The organism is Thermosynechococcus sp. TG215, from assembly GCF_031583455.1.
GTDB lineage: Bacteria > Cyanobacteriota > Cyanobacteriia > Thermosynechococcales > Thermosynechococcaceae > Thermosynechococcus.
Genome location: NZ_CP134178.1, coordinates 1,147,793 through 1,163,708, shown reverse-complemented (window position 1 = coordinate 1,163,708; position 15,916 = coordinate 1,147,793). Strand labels below are relative to the sequence as shown.

Sequence of the window (15,916 nt, the reverse complement as noted above, 5' to 3'; positions counted from 1 at the left end):
CAGCACAATGATTAAAAATGATATTTGGATTCGAGCCATGGCGGCTCAGGGCATGATTCAGCCTTTTGAACCGACACTGGTGCGGCGGGTGGCTGAGCAGCCCGTGATTAGTTTTGGCCTTTCTTCCTACGGTTACGATATTCGCCTCAGCCCGAAGGAGTTTCGTATCTTTCGCCATGTGCCGGGGACGGTGGTGGATCCCAAAAACTTTAACCCGGCAAATCTGGAATCTGCGCCCCTCCATGAAGATGCCAATGGTGCCTTCTTTATTTTGCCCGCCCATTCCTACGGTCTTGGGGTGGCGCTAGAACGCCTACAGGTTCCTGAAAATGTCACGGTTCTGTGTATTGGTAAAAGCTCCTATGCCCGTGCGGGGATTATTGCTAACCTGACACCGGCAGAGGCGGGCTGGCGAGGCCATCTGACCTTAGAATTCTCAAATTCTTCCAGTGCAGACTGTCGCATCTACGCCAATGAGGGAGTGGTGCAATTGCTCTTTTTTGAGGGTGAACCCTGCGATGTCAGTTATGAAACGCGGCGGGGCAAATACCAAGATCAGCCGGAGGCCGTCACATTGGCACGGGTTTGAGTGAGTTGCTGCAACAGCCGTTGGGGTCCATGGTGTCCCCATTGATAGCCTTGCTGAAGATAGGGGTCTAGGCGGCGGCGAATCTGTTGGTAGCCCCAGAAGATCACTCCCCCCTGGAGGACAACAGTCGTATTGACTCCCCAGAGTTCACTGCCGAAGGTCAAGCCTTGCCAACTGGAAAGATAAATCGCCGCATACCACAGTAAGACAAACTGACTCAGACTCCCAAAGGCCGGTAGGGGAAAGGGCACGGCATAGGCTTGGCACGCTTTGCGGATATAGGCAAGGGTACTGATTATCGCCAGCACGACATCGAAAAATCCCCCCGGCAGCAGCAGGCTACCCACCATCTGTGCGGTTAACCAAGACCATGCCGACGTGTCTTGCGTGCCAAGAGCTGCCCCGAGGTTCTGTTCAACTTGGCTGGCTTGGTGGAGAATTCGCAGGGCACGGGCTTGGGGAGCCTCCTGTTGTAACCACTGCTGAAGAAGCTGTCGCAGTTCTGGAATGCCTTGACCTGTTGTGCTGCTCACGGCAATACCTTCGGCCATTGGCGGGTAGAGATCCGCCTTGGTGAGAATGAGCTTGTGGGGAATCCTAAGGGTGTTTAGGCGATCGCGGGCTTGGCATTCGACGGGGGTAAGGCTGTCTTGGGTCACAAAAAGGACAAGATCGGCAGTCTCAACGGCACTCCATGTCATTTTTTCCCGTTCACTACCCGCGACTTCATCCAGCCCAGGGGTATCCGTGAGATCAACGATTTGATCTTGACAGTGCCAGCGAACCGTTCGCGGCCATCGAGTCGTGCCATGAAGGGCGCCCACGGGAAAAATCGCTTCGCCATAGAGGGCATTCAAAAGGGCGGACTTGCCGCGGCTCACCTGACCCAAGACAACAATGTGCCATGCACTCTGGTCGAGGCGATCGCGCAACTCATAGAGGGGCTGCCATTGGGCACTCAATTGCGGATGGTGCACCTGATGCCACGCGAGGAGTTCCTCTAGACATTTAGCCGTTATGTCTAGGATAGGGAGGCTACTCACGGCGAAAGAGCGACCAATTGGAGGCCACCACTAAACCAACCGCAGCAATTAAGACGACAGGAAAGGGAATTACCCACTGCCGTAGGTGCAATACGGCTTCGCTGAGCAGGAACAAAATAATAAAGCTGGCGATCGCAATCCCCATAGGCTAGCGACGGCGGCTGGGTTCTTCTAAAAAGAAGGCCTTTTCCCCACTGGGCAAGGTGGCATCGCGGAATGTCCGTACCCGTGCTAGGCGATCGCGCCCCCCGAGAATCGCATCCACTAACTTTGCCCCCCCGAGAATGGCTCGATCCAAACGGGTGATGAGTAGGCTTGCCCCGCTGAGGTTGGCATTGGTGAGATTGGCCTTCGTTAAATCAGCGTTATTGAGGACAGCCCCGCTGAGGTTGGCGCTGCTCAGGTTGGCACCGCGTAAATTGGCAGCATTGAGGTTTGCCCCCCGCAGATCCGCTCCCTGAAGATTCCGCCCCCGTAAGCGGGCATAGCTGAGATCACAGTTGGGGCAGTTGCCCGTGCGCCGCAGTTGTTCTAAATGGGCTGGATTGGCGGCCCAAGCAGGGGTACTGACTAGGAGCAGGAAAAGGGCAGGCGCAACCTTGGCAATCATCGCACTCTCTCAACGGTGTCTATACTGGACATCCTAACCTACGCCGGTTGTACCAGATTTTCAAGCCCCTCCACCACCTTAGCCGAGAGAATTTTATCCCCTTGGCGCAGTTGCCGCAGGGTTTCTTCTCCCTCCACGACATAGCCAAAGACGGCATAGCGACCATCCAAAAGGTTCAGTCCTGCGGGGGTCAACTCCGGTTCAAAGAGCAAAAAGAAAAACTGCGAGGAACCACCATTGGGATCATCACTAGGTCGCGCTAAGGCAACGGTGCCATAGGCAGCAAACGGCAGCACAGGATGTTCGAGGTAACGACCCGCATCCTCAAGGGTGATGCCATAGAGGGGATACTTGTCGCCCTCCACCAGAATTTCAAGGGGAATGGCACGGTATTGGTTCGTTTCTGGATCAATAAAGCCCACCTCTGGCCCTGGGGGATCCCCTGCTTGCAGCACATAGGATTCCTCAGCACGGGTAAAGGGGAGGCCATCGTAGAAGTGGCGTTGTACTAAATCCACAAAGTTGCCGGCGGTCAGGGGGGCGCTGTAACCATCGACAACAATCGTCAGGTTCCCCTTAGTGGTTTCCATTTCCACGGTGGCACGGCCCAGCAATCGCGGCAGGTGCTCGTAGCCCTTGGGAGGCGTATAGCTCACGTTTTGTACCATCATGGCCTCCAAGTCCCCCACTTTGTCGAGGGCAGCGGCTTTAGCGGGCAAGAGTTGGCTGCGATCTTTGGCTTTGGCGGCTTCCTGAAGTGTATCGAGGGAGGTCTCTAACTCCGCCAAGAGGGTTTTGGCCGCCTCCTGTTTCTCGGCAGGGATACTTTTGAGCAGTTCATCGGCGCGATCGCGAACAATGGCTTTCGCCTTGCTGATGTTACTGGCAATTTTTGACCACTGTTTGCCCCGCACCCAAAAAGAGATTTGTTCTAGATCCTTTTGCAGTTCTCGTACCGTTGGATTGTCAATCGGTAAGGCCCAACGGAGCAGCGCTTTGGGATCAGTAATGGCATTCCCTTGGGGCAGGGCAGCAATTAATGGATGGTCAACAGGCAGCGCGATCGCCAGTGGCGGCAGCAGGAAGGTTCCCAACCAGAGGAGCAGTATCACCAAAACAGCAAGCCAGCGTTTGCGTCGTTTCACCGTTTCTTCCCATGACCGTCTCCCCCCAGTGTATCGGACAGGGCGATCGCCCTCCAAGGGGGAGCTTTTCATTTTTATTTCATTTTCTTGAAGCTTCTGTGTTAGGCTGAGAATTATGAAAGAATTATGAAAATGGAAAATGCAATGCGACAACTGAGTTGGTTATTGGTGGGAGTACTCGTAGTGGGGGGATGTGCCGCTCTTGCGCCTGAGCAGCGGGAAACAACTGGTCAAATGCAAACCGACCGGGATGAACGCCCCTTGGTGCTGACCACGTTTACAGTCCTTGCGGATATGGCGCAGCAGGTGGCGGGCGATCGCCTGCGGGTGGAGTCACTCATTAAAGCGGGAGCGGAAGTCCACGGCTATGAATTCACTCCTAGTGACCTTGTGCGGGGACAGGAAGCTGCCCTCATTTTAGAAAATGGCCTTGGCCTCGAACGCTGGGGCGATCGCTTCTACAACAGCCTACCGAATGTGCCCCGCGTCACGCTCACAGAGGGGATTACCCCCATTCCCATTCAAGAGGATGCCTACCGCGGACAACCCAACCCCCATGCTTGGATGTCACCCCAAAATGCCCTGATTTATGTTGACAACATTCGCAAAGCGCTCACAGACCTCGATCCTGCTGGCGCGGAGATCTATGCCGCCAACGCCGCAGCCTATAAAGCCCAAATTCGCGCCCTTGATCAAGAGCTACGTCAAGCCCTAGCAGCCCTCCCCGCCAACAAACGCTACATCGTCACCTGTGAAGGTGCCTTCTCCTACCTAGCGCGGGACTATGACCTTGAGGAAGTGTATCTCTGGCCTGTGAATGCCGATGAGGAAGGGACGCCGCGACAAATGACACGGGTGATTGACATTGTGCGACGGCAACAGATTCCCGCTGTCTTTTGCGAAAGTACGGTTAATGCCGGTCCGCAACAACAGGTGGCGCGGGAGTCTGGCGCCACATTTGGCGGCATTTTCTATGTGGATTCCCTATCGTCCCCTGAGGGCAATGCCCCCACCTATCTTGAGCTCCTGCGCTACAACATCCACACCCTGATTCGCGGTCTCACCGGGAGGACAGCCTCATGATTTCTAGCCCTGCCATTGATTTACAAGATGTGACGGTGGCCTATCATCGCCATCTTGCCCTCCATGGGGCAACGCTGCAACTGCCCGCCGGCACGATCTGTGGGGTGGTGGGCATGAATGGGGCGGGTAAATCCACCCTTTTCAAGGCCATCATGGGGTTTGTCAAGCCGATCCGAGGTCAGGTGCGCATTCATGGCTTACCCCGACAGCAGGTACAACGGCAGTCCTTGGTGGCCTATGTCCCCCAGAGTGAAGATGTGGACTGGCAGTTTCCGCTGCGGGTTTGGGATGTCGTGATGATGGGGCGCTATGGCAAAATGAACTGGCTGCGCCAACCAACCGCGCGCGATCGCCAGCGGGTACGGGAAAGTCTAGAACAGGTGGAATTGTGGCTCTTGCGGCACCGCCAAATTGGCGAACTCTCCGGCGGACAAAAGAAGCGAATGTTCCTTGCCCGCGCCTTTGCCCAAGAAGCACAGGTGTTGCTCTTGGATGAACCCTTTGCGGGTGTGGATGTAAAAACGGAGAAACTGATTATTGATCTCCTCATGGCGGAGCGGGAGAAGGGGCACACGATTCTCATCTCCACCCACGATCTCTCCTCGATTACCACCTTTTGTGATCAGGTGGTGCTGGTGAACCGCAGCATCCTAGCCTATGGCCGCACCAGTGAGGTCTTTACCCCTGAAAATCTCGCGCGAGCCTTCGAGGGATCCCTGCGGATCCCCCGCCGCTGTGACTAGCCCCGACGAATCGGCGTACCACAGGGATAGGTGGCTACAGGTGCTGCAGGGGGCAGGTCTTTCACCTTGTGCTGAAGTTGCGCTTGCAGGTAGAGCTGTTGGAGGCGTTCGACCATTTCGCCTCGGCGATCGTAGAGGCGTTTGAGGGGACGGGGTTGACAGCGATTGAGGCAGTAGGCGGTAAGGATGGGAAGAGCGATCGTGCTATCGGTGTAGCAGACCACGGTATCCCGCAACCCTTGGGGATCCACCTTGCCCCAACTGACGGCTTCACTGGGCACAGCGCCCGAGAGGCCACCCGTATCCGGCCGCGCATCGGTAATCTGAATAAAGTAATCGTGCCCCCGTTCCTCTAATCCCAAAACCTCGTGGATCTGTGGCTGGGTTTGCAGCAGGAAGTTTTTCGGACTCCCGCCACCAATAATGAGAGCGGCACTCTTACCATTTCCTTCAGCGGCTTCGCGGGCAAAGTAGGCAATCGCAGCGGTTTCATTGACATCAATGGCGGGGTCAATGATCAGTTTCGACCCTTCGAGGGCGATCGCCGCCACATTCATACCAATGGAGCTATCACCGGGGGAGGAGGTGTAAATGGGCACCCCACACTCATAGGCCGTGGCCAAGAGACAGGAATGGGTTTGTCCCCGCTGCACTTCCAGTTCGCGGACATAGCGCCCTAGGTGATAGTGAAACTCGGCGGTGCCCATGCGGCGTTGGAAGGTTTCACTGCGCAGCACTTGCCGCAAAAACGCATCGGTTTCAAGGAGCACATCGTAGTCAAAGATAATGTCATAGATGCGGATTTTGCTTTCCTTGCGCAGTTGCACATCATCGACAAAAGGATGCGCCGCATAGAGATCCATGCCGAGGGCATAGTGAATATCGTGGTAGAGGTTTGCTCCAGTACTGATGATGTAATCAATAAACCCAGCGCGCACCAAAGGCGCCAGAGCCGAGATTCCCAAACCCGCAGGCGTCATCGCCCCTGAGAGGCTCAGACCAACCGTCACTTCTGGCCGAAACACCCGTTGGCTCAACAATTGGCAAATTTCCCGTAGCCGTGCTGAGTTATAGGCGGTGAAGTATTTATCAATGAGTTCTGTCAGGCTGATATTATCGGGAATGGGAGCAGGGGTAATGGGGGTAGCAAATGCAGACATCGGTCGTTCCTCGCAAGCTAATTCCACAGCAGGCGCAGCCGCTCAGGCGGGAACTACCCCAACCATAGCATTGCTTAACCCGCTGAGGGGTGTTTCATGATTTTGAATAGCTAAAAACTTAAAGTGCCGTAACAGGGCGGAACGTGCTCAACACTTCTGATCGACCCAGTTCACAACGGTGTGAACCTCCAGTTGCAGGCCGATCAGCTCATACTCGGTCCTTCGCAATTATCCACAACCGAGAGTGCAGGGATGGCTGCTCGCCGTTGGCGCAACCCCATTTCGAGATACCAAGTGGTGATGTTGGGATAGCCCATCAACGTCAATTGTTTCACTGTTGACAAGTCCCATGCCCTTACATTACGAGATCACTATAACACTTCATTACCTAATTTGCCGTGCGCCGTGCCTATTATGTTTTTGGTACTTGTTTCACCGTCTTCCTCATTCTCTACCTCTTGCGAGGAACCGGTTGGCTGACGATGCTGCCGGGAGGAATTTTCTTAATCCTTGCCATGGCCAGTTGGTTGACGGGACTTTGGTCGCTGCTCACCTTCTTGAAGCAGCGCTATTGACGCTTGGATAGCCTCGCTCTATAAGGCCACCGCTAGTTGCGGGGATTCTAGGGGCAGCGGTTGCAGGGGGACGGTCGTTGGTGTACTTGGCAATAGGGCGGTACGAAACTGGGGTGAGTTTCCATGCCAAAACTCGGCCATAAAGGCAGTGGCGTTGTTGGTAACGACATTGACCACAGGATGCAAGCCCAAAAACATGCCGCCAAAGGTAACGGCTAAATTGGGTAGAGAAATCAAGGCAACATTTTGATAGGTGCGCTCTAGGGCATCGCGGGCAATGGCCATGCCACGGCCAAGGGCAGACCAGTCGCCATCCAAGAGAACGACCACTTTGGCATTGGGGGCAAAGGTAGGGGGCTGCCAGCGAATCGGTAGCCATGTGGCTTCAGGACAGGAGCAGGTGTCACCAAAGCTAATCCAACCCACCCGCCGCCGCTTACCCACGAGGTAGGCCTGCAGATCGGTGAGGCGATCGCTCGTCAGATCGGTGGTGCCCTCAAGGGGCGAGCCTTGATCTTGCAGCAGATAGATATGAAGGCCAAGGTGTCGCAATTGCTGAATCAGGATTTGTGCCCGTTGGGGCTGGGGAAGACCTGCGCGCGCATCAATCACCAAGCTCTCTAGTTGTGCCAGTTGCTCTAAAGTACCAGCGGTGGGTAAATAGATCCCCTGTTGCACAGCAAATACCTGCGCCGAGAGCATTACCGTCCGCAGCGACAGTTGCACACCACTGCCAAAGTCAAATTGTAACGGGGCGATCGCTGGCCCATAGGCTCCCGTAGCCAACCAGAGGGCACCACTGAGGGCAAGGGTTGGCAGCACCGCATGGCGCGCAAATTCCCCCTGTTGGTGGGCAAGGGCACTGTCATAGACCGGTTCAGTGTGTAGCAGATCTGTAATGAGACCAAGGCGCGTTTGCCAACCGGTGCGCATCACCCGCAGCTGGACTTGTCCTGTCAGGATTTGACAGCCGGCATAGAGAGCATCGCCAGGACGACACACCCACACCTGTCGCGAGAATTCAAAATGGGCAGGCTCCACTTCCGCCAATCCAGCAACAACACTGCCATCTACGGGCACAACATCCCCCGGCCGCAGCCACAGGAGATCTCCCACTTGTAACTCCTGACTTTCAATCGTCAGGGAATGTCCTTGGCGTTCCACCGTCAGGTGTTCGTAGTGAGCCATCAAGACACTGGGATATCGATGCAACTGTTGTCGTCGCTGGCGATCGCGCACATCTGCCCGTACCCCCACTAGGGCAGTCTTCAAGGCAGGCGCTAAGAACTGGCCATTGACGGTATGCAGTGCCATCCAGAGGCTATCGAGCAAATCCACATTCGGGGGATGCCCCTGACGCATCTGATGCCCCACCCGCTGAAACCACGGCCAAGCACTGGCCAAGACCGTTGCCCCAACCACCGCGAAGGGCAATTCCAAGGGCACACTGAGGAGCGAGACCCCCAAGGCCACCAAGGGCAGACCCAAGCGTTCCCAATCGGTTTCAAGGCGAGCATCGGCCTCGACTTGTGCTTCGTAATCTTCAAGGGCGATCGCATCCGCAGGAGCCGCACTCTCCGGCAAGGGCTGCGGCATGGCCACCATGGCTTGCTGAAAACAGTGATTCAAACTTTCATAGACCGCCGCTTCATGGAGCAAATGGGGTTGATACTCCACCACCACCGTTGCCGCTTGGGGATTGAGCCGTACCCGCTCGACAATGGCCAAAGACTCCAGCAACTGCACCAATAACTCTCCGTAGGCCGAATCTCGCTGCACACGCGGCACCCGAAATCGCACCCGTCCTGTTGTGGCGTGGACAATTTGCTGCTCCATCAACGCTCCCATGAAGTTCAATCAAGACAGGTGACGCACCGTTTCTCGTGTGGCGTAATCCATAAAGCCATAGGCTAATGTTTCCAAGATCATTTCCCACCCTTCAGGTCTCGACAAATCAATACCTCTAACATCTACGATATAGATTGGATTTCCCTCTCGATCAAAAGCAATTGTATTTTCTTTTTCTGCGAAAATTATTTTCGGTGTTAGGCATCCTGTTACTTTTAATTTGTAGCCCGCTTTTTCACATATTTCCTCAAGTGTATAAATCATTTCATAGGAGTAACACCTTTTCTCATATTTTGGCGGTGGTATAAAAACGCGATATAGTTTTCTCATACTTCTAAATCGAGCAAAATTTGACTATTTTTCTGTGTTGACTTACGTAATGCACTTGCTTGTTGAGAATTGTTTTTGCACATTTCTAGATACTTTGAATTATCACTAATTGCCAATTTAATGAGTTTTATTTTTTCTTGATCTAAGTAGTTTTTCAAAATATCAATTCTTGGACTTTTCATCATGTTTAAGATGCGAATAATATCTCGCTTATCTTTATCCCCTTTTGATGAATGAAACCTGTCAGAATAAGCATCTAACTTAAGAATTAATAGATGCTCTAAACACGCACAGGGCAGATTATCAATAACTATTTTTTCTGCATTGACCTCACAAAAGGGTATAGCGAGATGATTATTTCTTTCAACATAGACATCAAATTCCCATCCATTCTTAATGAGCTGATACTTATTTAAGCGCCGGTTTGGTGTGATCTCTTCCAAATCTCGTAAATCTGCAAAATCAATAAGGGAGATGTAGAAGTCTCCATCATGACTGCTTTCAGCAAGATGCAATAGACCTTGGGATTTGCTATGCAGATAAACTGCGATTCCGCCAATAAAAATCGCACCGTCAGGGAACAGTTCAGCTAATTCTTGGCTGGTTTTAAGCAGTTCGTCCATCAGAAGCTTGCCAAAGGTTGTGGTCGTAATCGTACGCTGAGTAAGTCTACCTGTACGATAGCAAACTTGAGTCAAGCCACAAAGTTTTCCAAATAGCCTGTCAATCAGGAGACCATATCAGAAGGCTGTAGATCACTTCCTAGGTTAGAGGGGAGCACCTGAGATCAAAAACGAGCCATTGTCGCTTGACAAATCAAAGTCATAACGATTACACTTTAGGAAGTAAGGTTATGTAGAGGACTCCACCATGCTACCCAACCGTGAAGGGCAACGTGTTCCCGAAGTCACCTTTCGCACCCGTGAAGGCGATCAATGGGTCAATGTGACTACCAATGATTTGTTCAATGGCAAAACCGTTGTTGTGTTTGCTTTGCCGGGCGCTTTCACCCCTACCTGTTCTTCAACCCATCTCCCCGGCTACAACGAATTAGCACCCCTATTTCGTAACTGTGGCGTGGATGATATCCTCTGCATTTCCGTGAATGATGCCTTTGTCATGAATGAGTGGGGCAAAACCCAGCAAGCCGAGAATGTGCGCCTCATTCCCGATGGTAATGGTGAGTTTACCGCCGGCATGGGAATGCTTGTTGATAAGGAAGACCTTGGCTTTGGCAAGCGCTCTTGGCGTTATTCAATGTTGGTGAAGGATGGCGTCATCGAGAAAATGTTCATTGAACCCGAAGAACCCGGCGACCCCTTTAAGGTCTCGGATGCGGAAACGATGCTCTGCTACCTCAACCCCAGCTACAAGCGGCAATGTGTTTCTCTCTTTACAAAGCGGGGCTGTCCCTACTGCGCCAACGCCAAAACCATGCTGGCGCAAAAGGGCATTCACTACGATGAGATTGTCATCGGTGAGGGGGCTAGCCTGCGATCGCTCCAAGCAGTGACAGGGGCAACAACGGTTCCTCAAGTCTTTATTGACGGCCAATACATTGGCGGTTCGGAGGCACTGGCAGAGTACCTAGCGACCAATTGTTAAGGATCTTCGCTAAAGCAGCGGCAGGCAAGGATTTCACCCAAAAATGGAGAATGAACTGCCTGCATCCCCGCCATCTATGACAAAGCCACGCTTTTGGACACGCTTTTTCCTGTGCCTATTGTTCACTTTTTTACTGGTGGTGGGGCAGGCACAGTGGCCTTTAATGGCGCAAGATGCCCAAGTACCCCCAGCGGCGGCTGAGATTCAGGAATACCTAGTGATCCTCGATGGCGAAGTTTTGTTTGAGGTGCGTGAAGGCATTGGCTCCTTTACCCCCGAGGAACGGGCGGCAGCGATTCAACGCCGTATCCTGCAAGTGGCAGAGGATGAAGATATTCCCGTTGAGAGCATTACCATCAAAAGAGTGGGCGATCGCGACAATGTCAGCGTGGTTCAAGACAACCGCCCGCTCGTCACCATTACAAAAGCCGATGTGGGCGATCGCCTAGAAACGCAAGAAGAAATAGCGATTGAACTCGCCCAGCGCATTCGTGAGGCCATTACCCGTTATCGCCAAGATCGCGTTCCCCAAAACCTGCTCAAAAATACTGTTTTTGCAGTTTTAACAACGATTCTCACCCTGATCCTCTGTTCAGTGATTATTCGCATCTCCGGTAAGATTTTCCCGCCGGTAAGCCGCTGGGGTGGCGAGCGGATTCCCCCTTTACGCCTGCAAAATTTTGAGATTATTTCTCAGGAAACGGTTGAGCTTTGGCTATTGCGGATATTGCAGTTTACGCGGTTGGCGCTGCTGCTATTTATCCTCTATCTGTACCTGACGTTTGTTTTCAGTCTCTTTCCTTGGACACGCGCCTTTGGCAAGAATTTTCTCAATCACTTCTTGGGTTCCCTTGAATTTATTCTCACGAGTATTGGCAACTATCTGCCTAATCTGGTGGCGATCGCCGTCATTGTGGCTATCACCTACTACATCTTGAAAGGGGTGCGGGCGATTTTTTATGCCCTTGAAACCGAGCGTTTGGTCATTCCGGGCTTCTACACCGATTGGGCAAAACCCACCTACAACCTGCTGCAAATTTTAATTATTGCTTTGGCGGCAGTCGTTGTCTTTCCCTACTTACCCGGCTTTGACTCCCCAGCCTTCCGAGGTATTTCTGTGTTTTTGGGGATTCTCTTTTCCTTGGGTTCCACCTCGGCGATCGCCAACGTGGTGGGTGGCGTCATTCTCATCTATACTCGCTCCTTTCAGGTGGGCGACCTCATTCAAATCGGCGATGTTAAGGGGATTGTGGTACAAAAAACGCTCCTTGTCACCCGTATTTGTGCCTTCAATAATCAAGTGATTACAGTTCCCAACTCGTCACTGCTCAACAGCACAGTCATCAATTACGCTGTAGCCATTCGGGAAATGGGTCAGCCCTTGATTTTGCAAACTACGATTACCCTTGGCTATGATGTCCCTTGGCGCGACGTTTATGCAGCCATGATTGAGGCGGGTCGCCGCACTACAAACATCCTCAATGATCCTGCCCCCTTTGTGTTGCAAATTGCCCTCAATGACTACCACATCGCCTATGAGCTGAATGTTTACACCCGTAACTGGAAGGGGCTACGCTATACCATTTCTGAATTGCATCAAAACCTCCAAGACGCCTGCAACGAAGCGGGTATCGAAATCATGTCACCAAGCTACTTGGCACTGCGGGATGGCAACACCAGCACGATTCCCAGCAACTACTTAGGGGATGACTATCTCCCCCCCGGCTTCCGCATTACGCTACCGAAATAGCTCAAGTCATTGAATCCGTTAACAAACTCTAAAACTGGATGGCAATCCCAAAAATCCTGTGCTAGAATCAAGCAAAATTGCTAGTTGTACTTCACTGCTACCATGGAAATCTCTAGTCTTTTGGAGGCTGCTCTCGAACACCTCAAGGCTGTAGATACTGCTGTTAACCAGATTACTAAACGCGATCCACAAATTCTTAACCAGCCTCACTTACAGGCAATACTCCAACAGTTTTACGATACCTACACCGAAGCCAAAGAACGGCTAGAACATCCCACCTTTCGCATTGCTACTATTGGCACTACATCTTCAGGTAAATCTACCCTTGTTAATGCCCTTATTGGTCGTAGAATTGCGCCAATTGAAGCACAGCAAATGAGTGCAGGAATTTTACGCATTCATCACAGCCTTCAAAATAGATTAGTCATTAATCCCACGATTGGTTGGCAAAACCTCACTGATGAGGATATCTACAGTAAGATTAAGGAGTGCATGACTCGTTACCATGAAAGAAAAAAAGTAGAGTCCGACCTTCCCTTCCCTGAAATTGAGGTCTATTGCCCAATTTTGCCAGTCATAGATCGCTTAAAAATTGGACTACCAGAGAGCGTGAACATCGAAATTCTTGACCTACCTGGCTTGGAATCAATTAACGATCAAAAAAACTTAAAGCTTATTCAGGATACCATCAAAGGCTGCTTTAGTATCGTTACAATTAATTATCAAGAAACAGATAGTGATAAACAGGAAACGCTTCTTAAAGAATTAAAAGACATTGTAGAGTGGTTTGGGGGAGACCCCAAAATGATGATTTTCATTCTAAATAAGATAGATAGCCGTACGAGTGAAGACGACTCAATAGAAAAGCGCATTCAGAACTTGAAGGCACAAATACAAACAACCCTAGGGCTAGGCACACCACCTGAAATCATTCCAATGACAGCACTATTCCTCTACTATGCACAGCTAATTCATGCTTACTCAGAATCAGCCTATCAATTGGATATTCTAGAAAACCTGCTGCATGATTGTGCAAACATTTTTACAAGAGAAGAAAAATATAATGAAGAAATAGCTAATTTCTATGATGATCTAAGACGGAAATCTCGTCGTAAAACAGCACTTACATCAGAAGAATCTAAAAAACTTTTAGACTATGCCTTGAATATAAGTGGCAGCAAGATATTTTGGCAAACTTTAAGTAAATACTGTCAGTCATCATTTCGGCAAAGTGTTCTTGCACCCATTTTATTAGATTTCATTAACAAATCTAAAAATCTTCAAGCAGAGATAGGTACTGCTCTTGAAATTAAACGTAAAATCTCAATTGAAGAAATTGAAGAAGAAAAGCAAGAAATCGAAACCAAACAGAAAGAAATTCAAAAAAAGATAGAAGAAACTTTTGAAGAATTCAGTAACAAACTAAATCAGTTAAGTAATGTGATGATATCTAAAAGTACTGAAACTGAAAAAAGAAGCAAGATAAAAGAGTTAAGACTTCCTGAGCAGTGTCAAGGAAATGTTACTAAAACAATTGACTTTCCAAGTGAAGTCAAGACAGATCTATCAATTGAAATTTTAAGTCCTGTAAATCAATACTTGAGAGGCTCTAGAAATTATGATAGCCATAGTTTACCTAAGTCATACGATAATTTAAGGCAAATTCTTCAACCCCATCTATTCAATCGTGTTCTTCAAAATTGCCAAAACCTTAGTGAAGTTATTGACAAAAGCATCGATATTCTAATTAATGTTTTAGATGCGGATGACAACACAAAAAATCAAATAATTAACCAAGTAGAGGAGGCAATTGAGGGAGCTATTATTGTACTTAATTTTGATATAGAAGAAGCTTGTCAAGAACGAACTAGGTTTCTCATTCAAGCCCATCGCTCCACTCTTGAAAACTTTGCTAACTCCTACAGCCAAATTACTCTTGATAACTTGATCCATAAAATAAATGAAATTTTACCTCAATTGAGTATTGCAGAACGTATTAAGACTAGTATTGAAGCTGCTCGATCTTATCCTAATGTAGATGATCTTTTGAAAAACTTGTCAATAGCCAAAAGAATATCTATCCCTATTTCCAATCTTAAAGACACGGGGGAAGCTGCTGCAGGCGGTGCATTCTTGGCAGGAATGACTGGGGCTTTACTAGGTCTAATCTTTGGCCTTACAACTGCAGGGGTTGGTGCAGCTATTGGGTTTGGCTTAGGTGCAGCAGCTGGCTCTAGTATTGATCGTGACAATAGAATAAAAGAAATCAAAGATTTAAAACTAACAATTATTAACAAGCTTTATGAAAATTGGGAATCATCATTAGGGGCGTCTGAATTTAACAATAAAGTTGTTGAAGCGATCACAAGATGGGTTACAGCAATAATAGATGACTTAAGAGAAAGGATTCAAGAAACAGTAAAACAAGTTTCCGAAACATCAATAGAATACTTAGATAGCCAACGTCATGAAATAGAGCAAAAAAGACAAAAAAATGAAGATGAGTTAGATTACTTAAATCAGCAGAATAATTTGATAATTGATAATCTGACTAAATTAAAGAAAATAGCTGGGGTTGAATCTGTGTAATCTGAGTTTAGCTTATCTACTGTCTTATGAAGGTTAAGGGTATGAATTTTTTCAGTTTTAGTCTCAATCTTTTAGTGATTAGTGCAGGTGTAGTATTAGTTTTAGTTGCTGGGAGTATTTTATTAGATATCATAAAAAACAACTTGCCTTCTGAAAGAAATCTATTTCTGATTTTAGCAATTCGCGAATCAGATCGTAAATTTATTGAGAATATTAGTAAATCTCTAGATAAGCAAAGTTGCAACCTTCTCCTTCGGAAAGTGAAATATATCTATAGCTGTTCTAACCAAGATTGCGATATAATTTGGACAAATAAAAAAATAATAAATGAAAAAGACTGTAGGGAAACAGATTTCTTTTTAGTCAAAATCAAGCTAGATCCTAGTGTTTCCTCGATTGATTTCAGAAATAAAGCAAAAAGCTTGATTGATTTAGAAGAAGCACTTTCTCAGTTAGTTGGTAATGCAACGGTAGAAGAGATTTCAAAAGCAGTTGATCCTGAAATCATTGATCGGTACTTTACTAAGGTAGGGTAACATCATACAATTTCCGCTCACAGTCACTTTTGACGTTACTCCAGACATTCTGAATGGGCTTTTTAGTGGTGAGTTGCTACGCACAGGAGGAGTGATCTGTGAGGCTGCAATGGGTCAAATTGCCAAACACTTGAGTCACAACTGTTACTGAAGCAAGGTTCCCTAGCAGTGGTTCAAGAAGCGCACGAGCGCACGCTCTTCTTCAGGAGCAGATACCTCAGTGTCGAGAAATCGTTCAGCAGTGGTGCTTAGCGCTGCTTCCTACAGAGCGACCTCAACTCTACAGGGCCTATGCCTACCAAGCACCACA

At 49.4% G+C, this 15,916-nt stretch carries 17 protein-coding genes; 8 read left to right on the top strand and 9 right to left on the bottom strand.

Going from position 1 to position 15,916, the window contains the following annotated elements; genetic code table 11:
* Positions 1-7 precede the first annotated feature (7 nt).
* Positions 8-589: a dCTP deaminase gene (gene dcd, locus RHJ02_RS05420; protein WP_181496856.1), complete on the top strand. Its 582-nt coding sequence runs from the start codon at positions 8-10 to the stop codon at positions 587-589.
* Here dcd and RHJ02_RS05415 read toward each other — a convergent pair.
* The 4 genes from RHJ02_RS05415 to RHJ02_RS05400 are packed head-to-tail and all read right to left on the bottom strand — an operon-like array spanning position 556 to position 3,459.
* The gene (locus RHJ02_RS05415; protein WP_310800543.1) at positions 556-1,632 is read right to left on the bottom strand and encodes an Era-like GTP-binding protein; all 1,077 of its coding nucleotides are present in this window, start codon (positions 1,630-1,632) and stop codon (positions 556-558) included. The genes dcd and RHJ02_RS05415 overlap by 34 nt on opposite strands.
* Positions 1,625-1,777 (bottom strand): hypothetical protein, encoded by a 153-nt coding sequence (locus RHJ02_RS05410; protein ID WP_310800542.1) that lies wholly within the window; start codon positions 1,775-1,777, stop codon positions 1,625-1,627. Before RHJ02_RS05410 ends, RHJ02_RS05415 begins: the two co-directional genes overlap by 8 nt.
* A 3-nt stretch (positions 1,778-1,780) precedes the next feature.
* Complete coding sequence (locus tag RHJ02_RS05405; protein ID WP_206201404.1) at positions 1,781-2,242, bottom strand: pentapeptide repeat-containing protein; 462 nt, start codon at positions 2,240-2,242, stop codon at positions 1,781-1,783.
* Positions 2,243-2,280: 38 nt separating this feature from the next.
* Positions 2,281-3,459, bottom strand: a complete 1,179-nt coding sequence (locus RHJ02_RS05400; protein ID WP_206201403.1) for a peptidylprolyl isomerase — start codon at positions 3,457-3,459, stop codon at positions 2,281-2,283.
* A 60-nt stretch (positions 3,460-3,519) separates the two neighbouring features.
* On the opposite strand from RHJ02_RS05400, the gene RHJ02_RS05395 reads away from it, so the two are divergent.
* On the top strand, positions 3,520-4,470 hold the full coding sequence (locus RHJ02_RS05395; RefSeq protein WP_225901664.1) for a metal ABC transporter substrate-binding protein: 951 nt from the start codon (positions 3,520-3,522) through the stop codon (positions 4,468-4,470).
* Complete coding sequence (locus RHJ02_RS05390; RefSeq protein ID WP_206201402.1) at positions 4,467-5,213, top strand: metal ABC transporter ATP-binding protein; 747 nt, start codon at positions 4,467-4,469, stop codon at positions 5,211-5,213. Before RHJ02_RS05395 ends, RHJ02_RS05390 begins: the two co-directional genes overlap by 4 nt.
* Here RHJ02_RS05390 and speY read toward each other — a convergent pair.
* Both speY and RHJ02_RS05380 read right to left on the bottom strand, forming a co-directional pair.
* Complete coding sequence (gene speY / locus RHJ02_RS05385; RefSeq protein ID WP_286649814.1) at positions 5,210-6,373, bottom strand: homospermidine biosynthesis protein; 1,164 nt, start codon at positions 6,371-6,373, stop codon at positions 5,210-5,212. The genes RHJ02_RS05390 and speY overlap by 4 nt on opposite strands.
* A gap of 203 nt (positions 6,374-6,576) precedes the next feature.
* A complete protein-coding gene (locus RHJ02_RS05380) occupies positions 6,577-6,708 on the bottom strand; it encodes a hypothetical protein (protein WP_255451698.1) in 132 nt (43 codons plus the stop codon).
* Positions 6,709-6,771: 63 nt separating this feature from the next.
* Between RHJ02_RS05380 and RHJ02_RS05375 the strand changes: the two genes are divergently transcribed.
* Positions 6,772-6,948: a hypothetical protein gene (locus RHJ02_RS05375; RefSeq protein WP_302679048.1), complete on the top strand. Its 177-nt coding sequence runs from the start codon at positions 6,772-6,774 to the stop codon at positions 6,946-6,948.
* An 18-nt stretch (positions 6,949-6,966) separates the two neighbouring features.
* Here RHJ02_RS05375 and RHJ02_RS05370 read toward each other — a convergent pair whose 3' ends face one another.
* The 3 genes from RHJ02_RS05370 to RHJ02_RS05360 form a co-directional block, all read right to left on the bottom strand.
* The gene (locus tag RHJ02_RS05370; protein ID WP_310438423.1) at positions 6,967-8,784 is read right to left on the bottom strand and encodes an HMA2 domain-containing protein; all 1,818 of its coding nucleotides are present in this window, start codon (positions 8,782-8,784) and stop codon (positions 6,967-6,969) included.
* Between the two features lie 21 nt (positions 8,785-8,805).
* Entirely contained in the window at positions 8,806-9,060 is a 255-nt protein-coding gene (locus RHJ02_RS05365; RefSeq protein ID WP_206201399.1) for a hypothetical protein, read from the bottom strand.
* Positions 9,061-9,122: 62 nt separating this feature from the next.
* Complete coding sequence (locus RHJ02_RS05360) at positions 9,123-9,749, bottom strand: hypothetical protein (protein WP_206201398.1); 627 nt, start codon at positions 9,747-9,749, stop codon at positions 9,123-9,125.
* Between the two features lie 247 nt (positions 9,750-9,996).
* Here RHJ02_RS05360 and RHJ02_RS05355 point away from each other — a divergent pair, with 247 nt between their 5' ends.
* The 4 genes from RHJ02_RS05355 (at position 9,997) to RHJ02_RS05340 (ending at position 15,606) form a co-directional block, all read left to right on the top strand.
* On the top strand, positions 9,997-10,731 hold the full coding sequence (locus RHJ02_RS05355) for a glutathione peroxidase (RefSeq protein ID WP_302679045.1): 735 nt from the start codon (positions 9,997-9,999) through the stop codon (positions 10,729-10,731).
* 76 nt (positions 10,732-10,807) lie between these two features.
* Positions 10,808-12,481, top strand: a complete 1,674-nt coding sequence (locus tag RHJ02_RS05350; RefSeq protein WP_310438424.1) for a mechanosensitive ion channel family protein — start codon at positions 10,808-10,810, stop codon at positions 12,479-12,481.
* A gap of 102 nt (positions 12,482-12,583) precedes the next feature.
* Positions 12,584-15,070, top strand: coding sequence for a dynamin family protein (locus tag RHJ02_RS05345; protein ID WP_302679043.1), 2,487 nt, complete (start codon positions 12,584-12,586; stop codon positions 15,068-15,070).
* A gap of 41 nt (positions 15,071-15,111) precedes the next feature.
* Positions 15,112-15,606: a hypothetical protein gene (locus RHJ02_RS05340; protein WP_302679042.1), complete on the top strand. Its 495-nt coding sequence runs from the start codon at positions 15,112-15,114 to the stop codon at positions 15,604-15,606.
* Positions 15,607-15,916: the final 310 nt, after the last annotated feature.

What these genes read in the sequence shown, in the direction of transcription:
- dcd (WP_181496856.1), top strand. Translation starts at nt 8, where the DNA reads ATGATTAAAAATGATATTTGGATTCGAGCCATGGCGGCTCAGGGCATG.
- RHJ02_RS05410 (WP_310800542.1), bottom strand. Translation starts at nt 1,777, where the DNA reads ATGGGGATTGCGATCGCCAGCTTTATTATTTTGTTCCTGCTCAGCGAA.
- RHJ02_RS05405 (WP_206201404.1), bottom strand. Translation starts at nt 2,242, where the DNA reads ATGATTGCCAAGGTTGCGCCTGCCCTTTTCCTGCTCCTAGTCAGTACC.
- RHJ02_RS05400 (WP_206201403.1), bottom strand. Translation starts at nt 3,459, where the DNA reads ATGAAAAGCTCCCCCTTGGAGGGCGATCGCCCTGTCCGATACACTGGG.
- RHJ02_RS05395 (WP_225901664.1), top strand. Translation starts at nt 3,520, where the DNA reads ATGGAAAATGCAATGCGACAACTGAGTTGGTTATTGGTGGGAGTACTC.
- RHJ02_RS05390 (WP_206201402.1), top strand. Translation starts at nt 4,467, where the DNA reads ATGATTTCTAGCCCTGCCATTGATTTACAAGATGTGACGGTGGCCTAT.
- speY (WP_286649814.1), bottom strand. Translation starts at nt 6,373, where the DNA reads ATGTCTGCATTTGCTACCCCCATTACCCCTGCTCCCATTCCCGATAAT.
- RHJ02_RS05370 (WP_310438423.1), bottom strand. Translation starts at nt 8,784, where the DNA reads ATGGAGCAGCAAATTGTCCACGCCACAACAGGACGGGTGCGATTTCGG.
- RHJ02_RS05365 (WP_206201399.1), bottom strand. Translation starts at nt 9,060, where the DNA reads ATGATTTATACACTTGAGGAAATATGTGAAAAAGCGGGCTACAAATTA.
- RHJ02_RS05360 (WP_206201398.1), bottom strand. Translation starts at nt 9,749, where the DNA reads ATGGACGAACTGCTTAAAACCAGCCAAGAATTAGCTGAACTGTTCCCT.
- RHJ02_RS05355 (WP_302679045.1), top strand. Translation starts at nt 9,997, where the DNA reads ATGCTACCCAACCGTGAAGGGCAACGTGTTCCCGAAGTCACCTTTCGC.
- RHJ02_RS05350 (WP_310438424.1), top strand. Translation starts at nt 10,808, where the DNA reads ATGACAAAGCCACGCTTTTGGACACGCTTTTTCCTGTGCCTATTGTTC.
- RHJ02_RS05345 (WP_302679043.1), top strand. Translation starts at nt 12,584, where the DNA reads ATGGAAATCTCTAGTCTTTTGGAGGCTGCTCTCGAACACCTCAAGGCT.
- RHJ02_RS05340 (WP_302679042.1), top strand. Translation starts at nt 15,112, where the DNA reads ATGAATTTTTTCAGTTTTAGTCTCAATCTTTTAGTGATTAGTGCAGGT.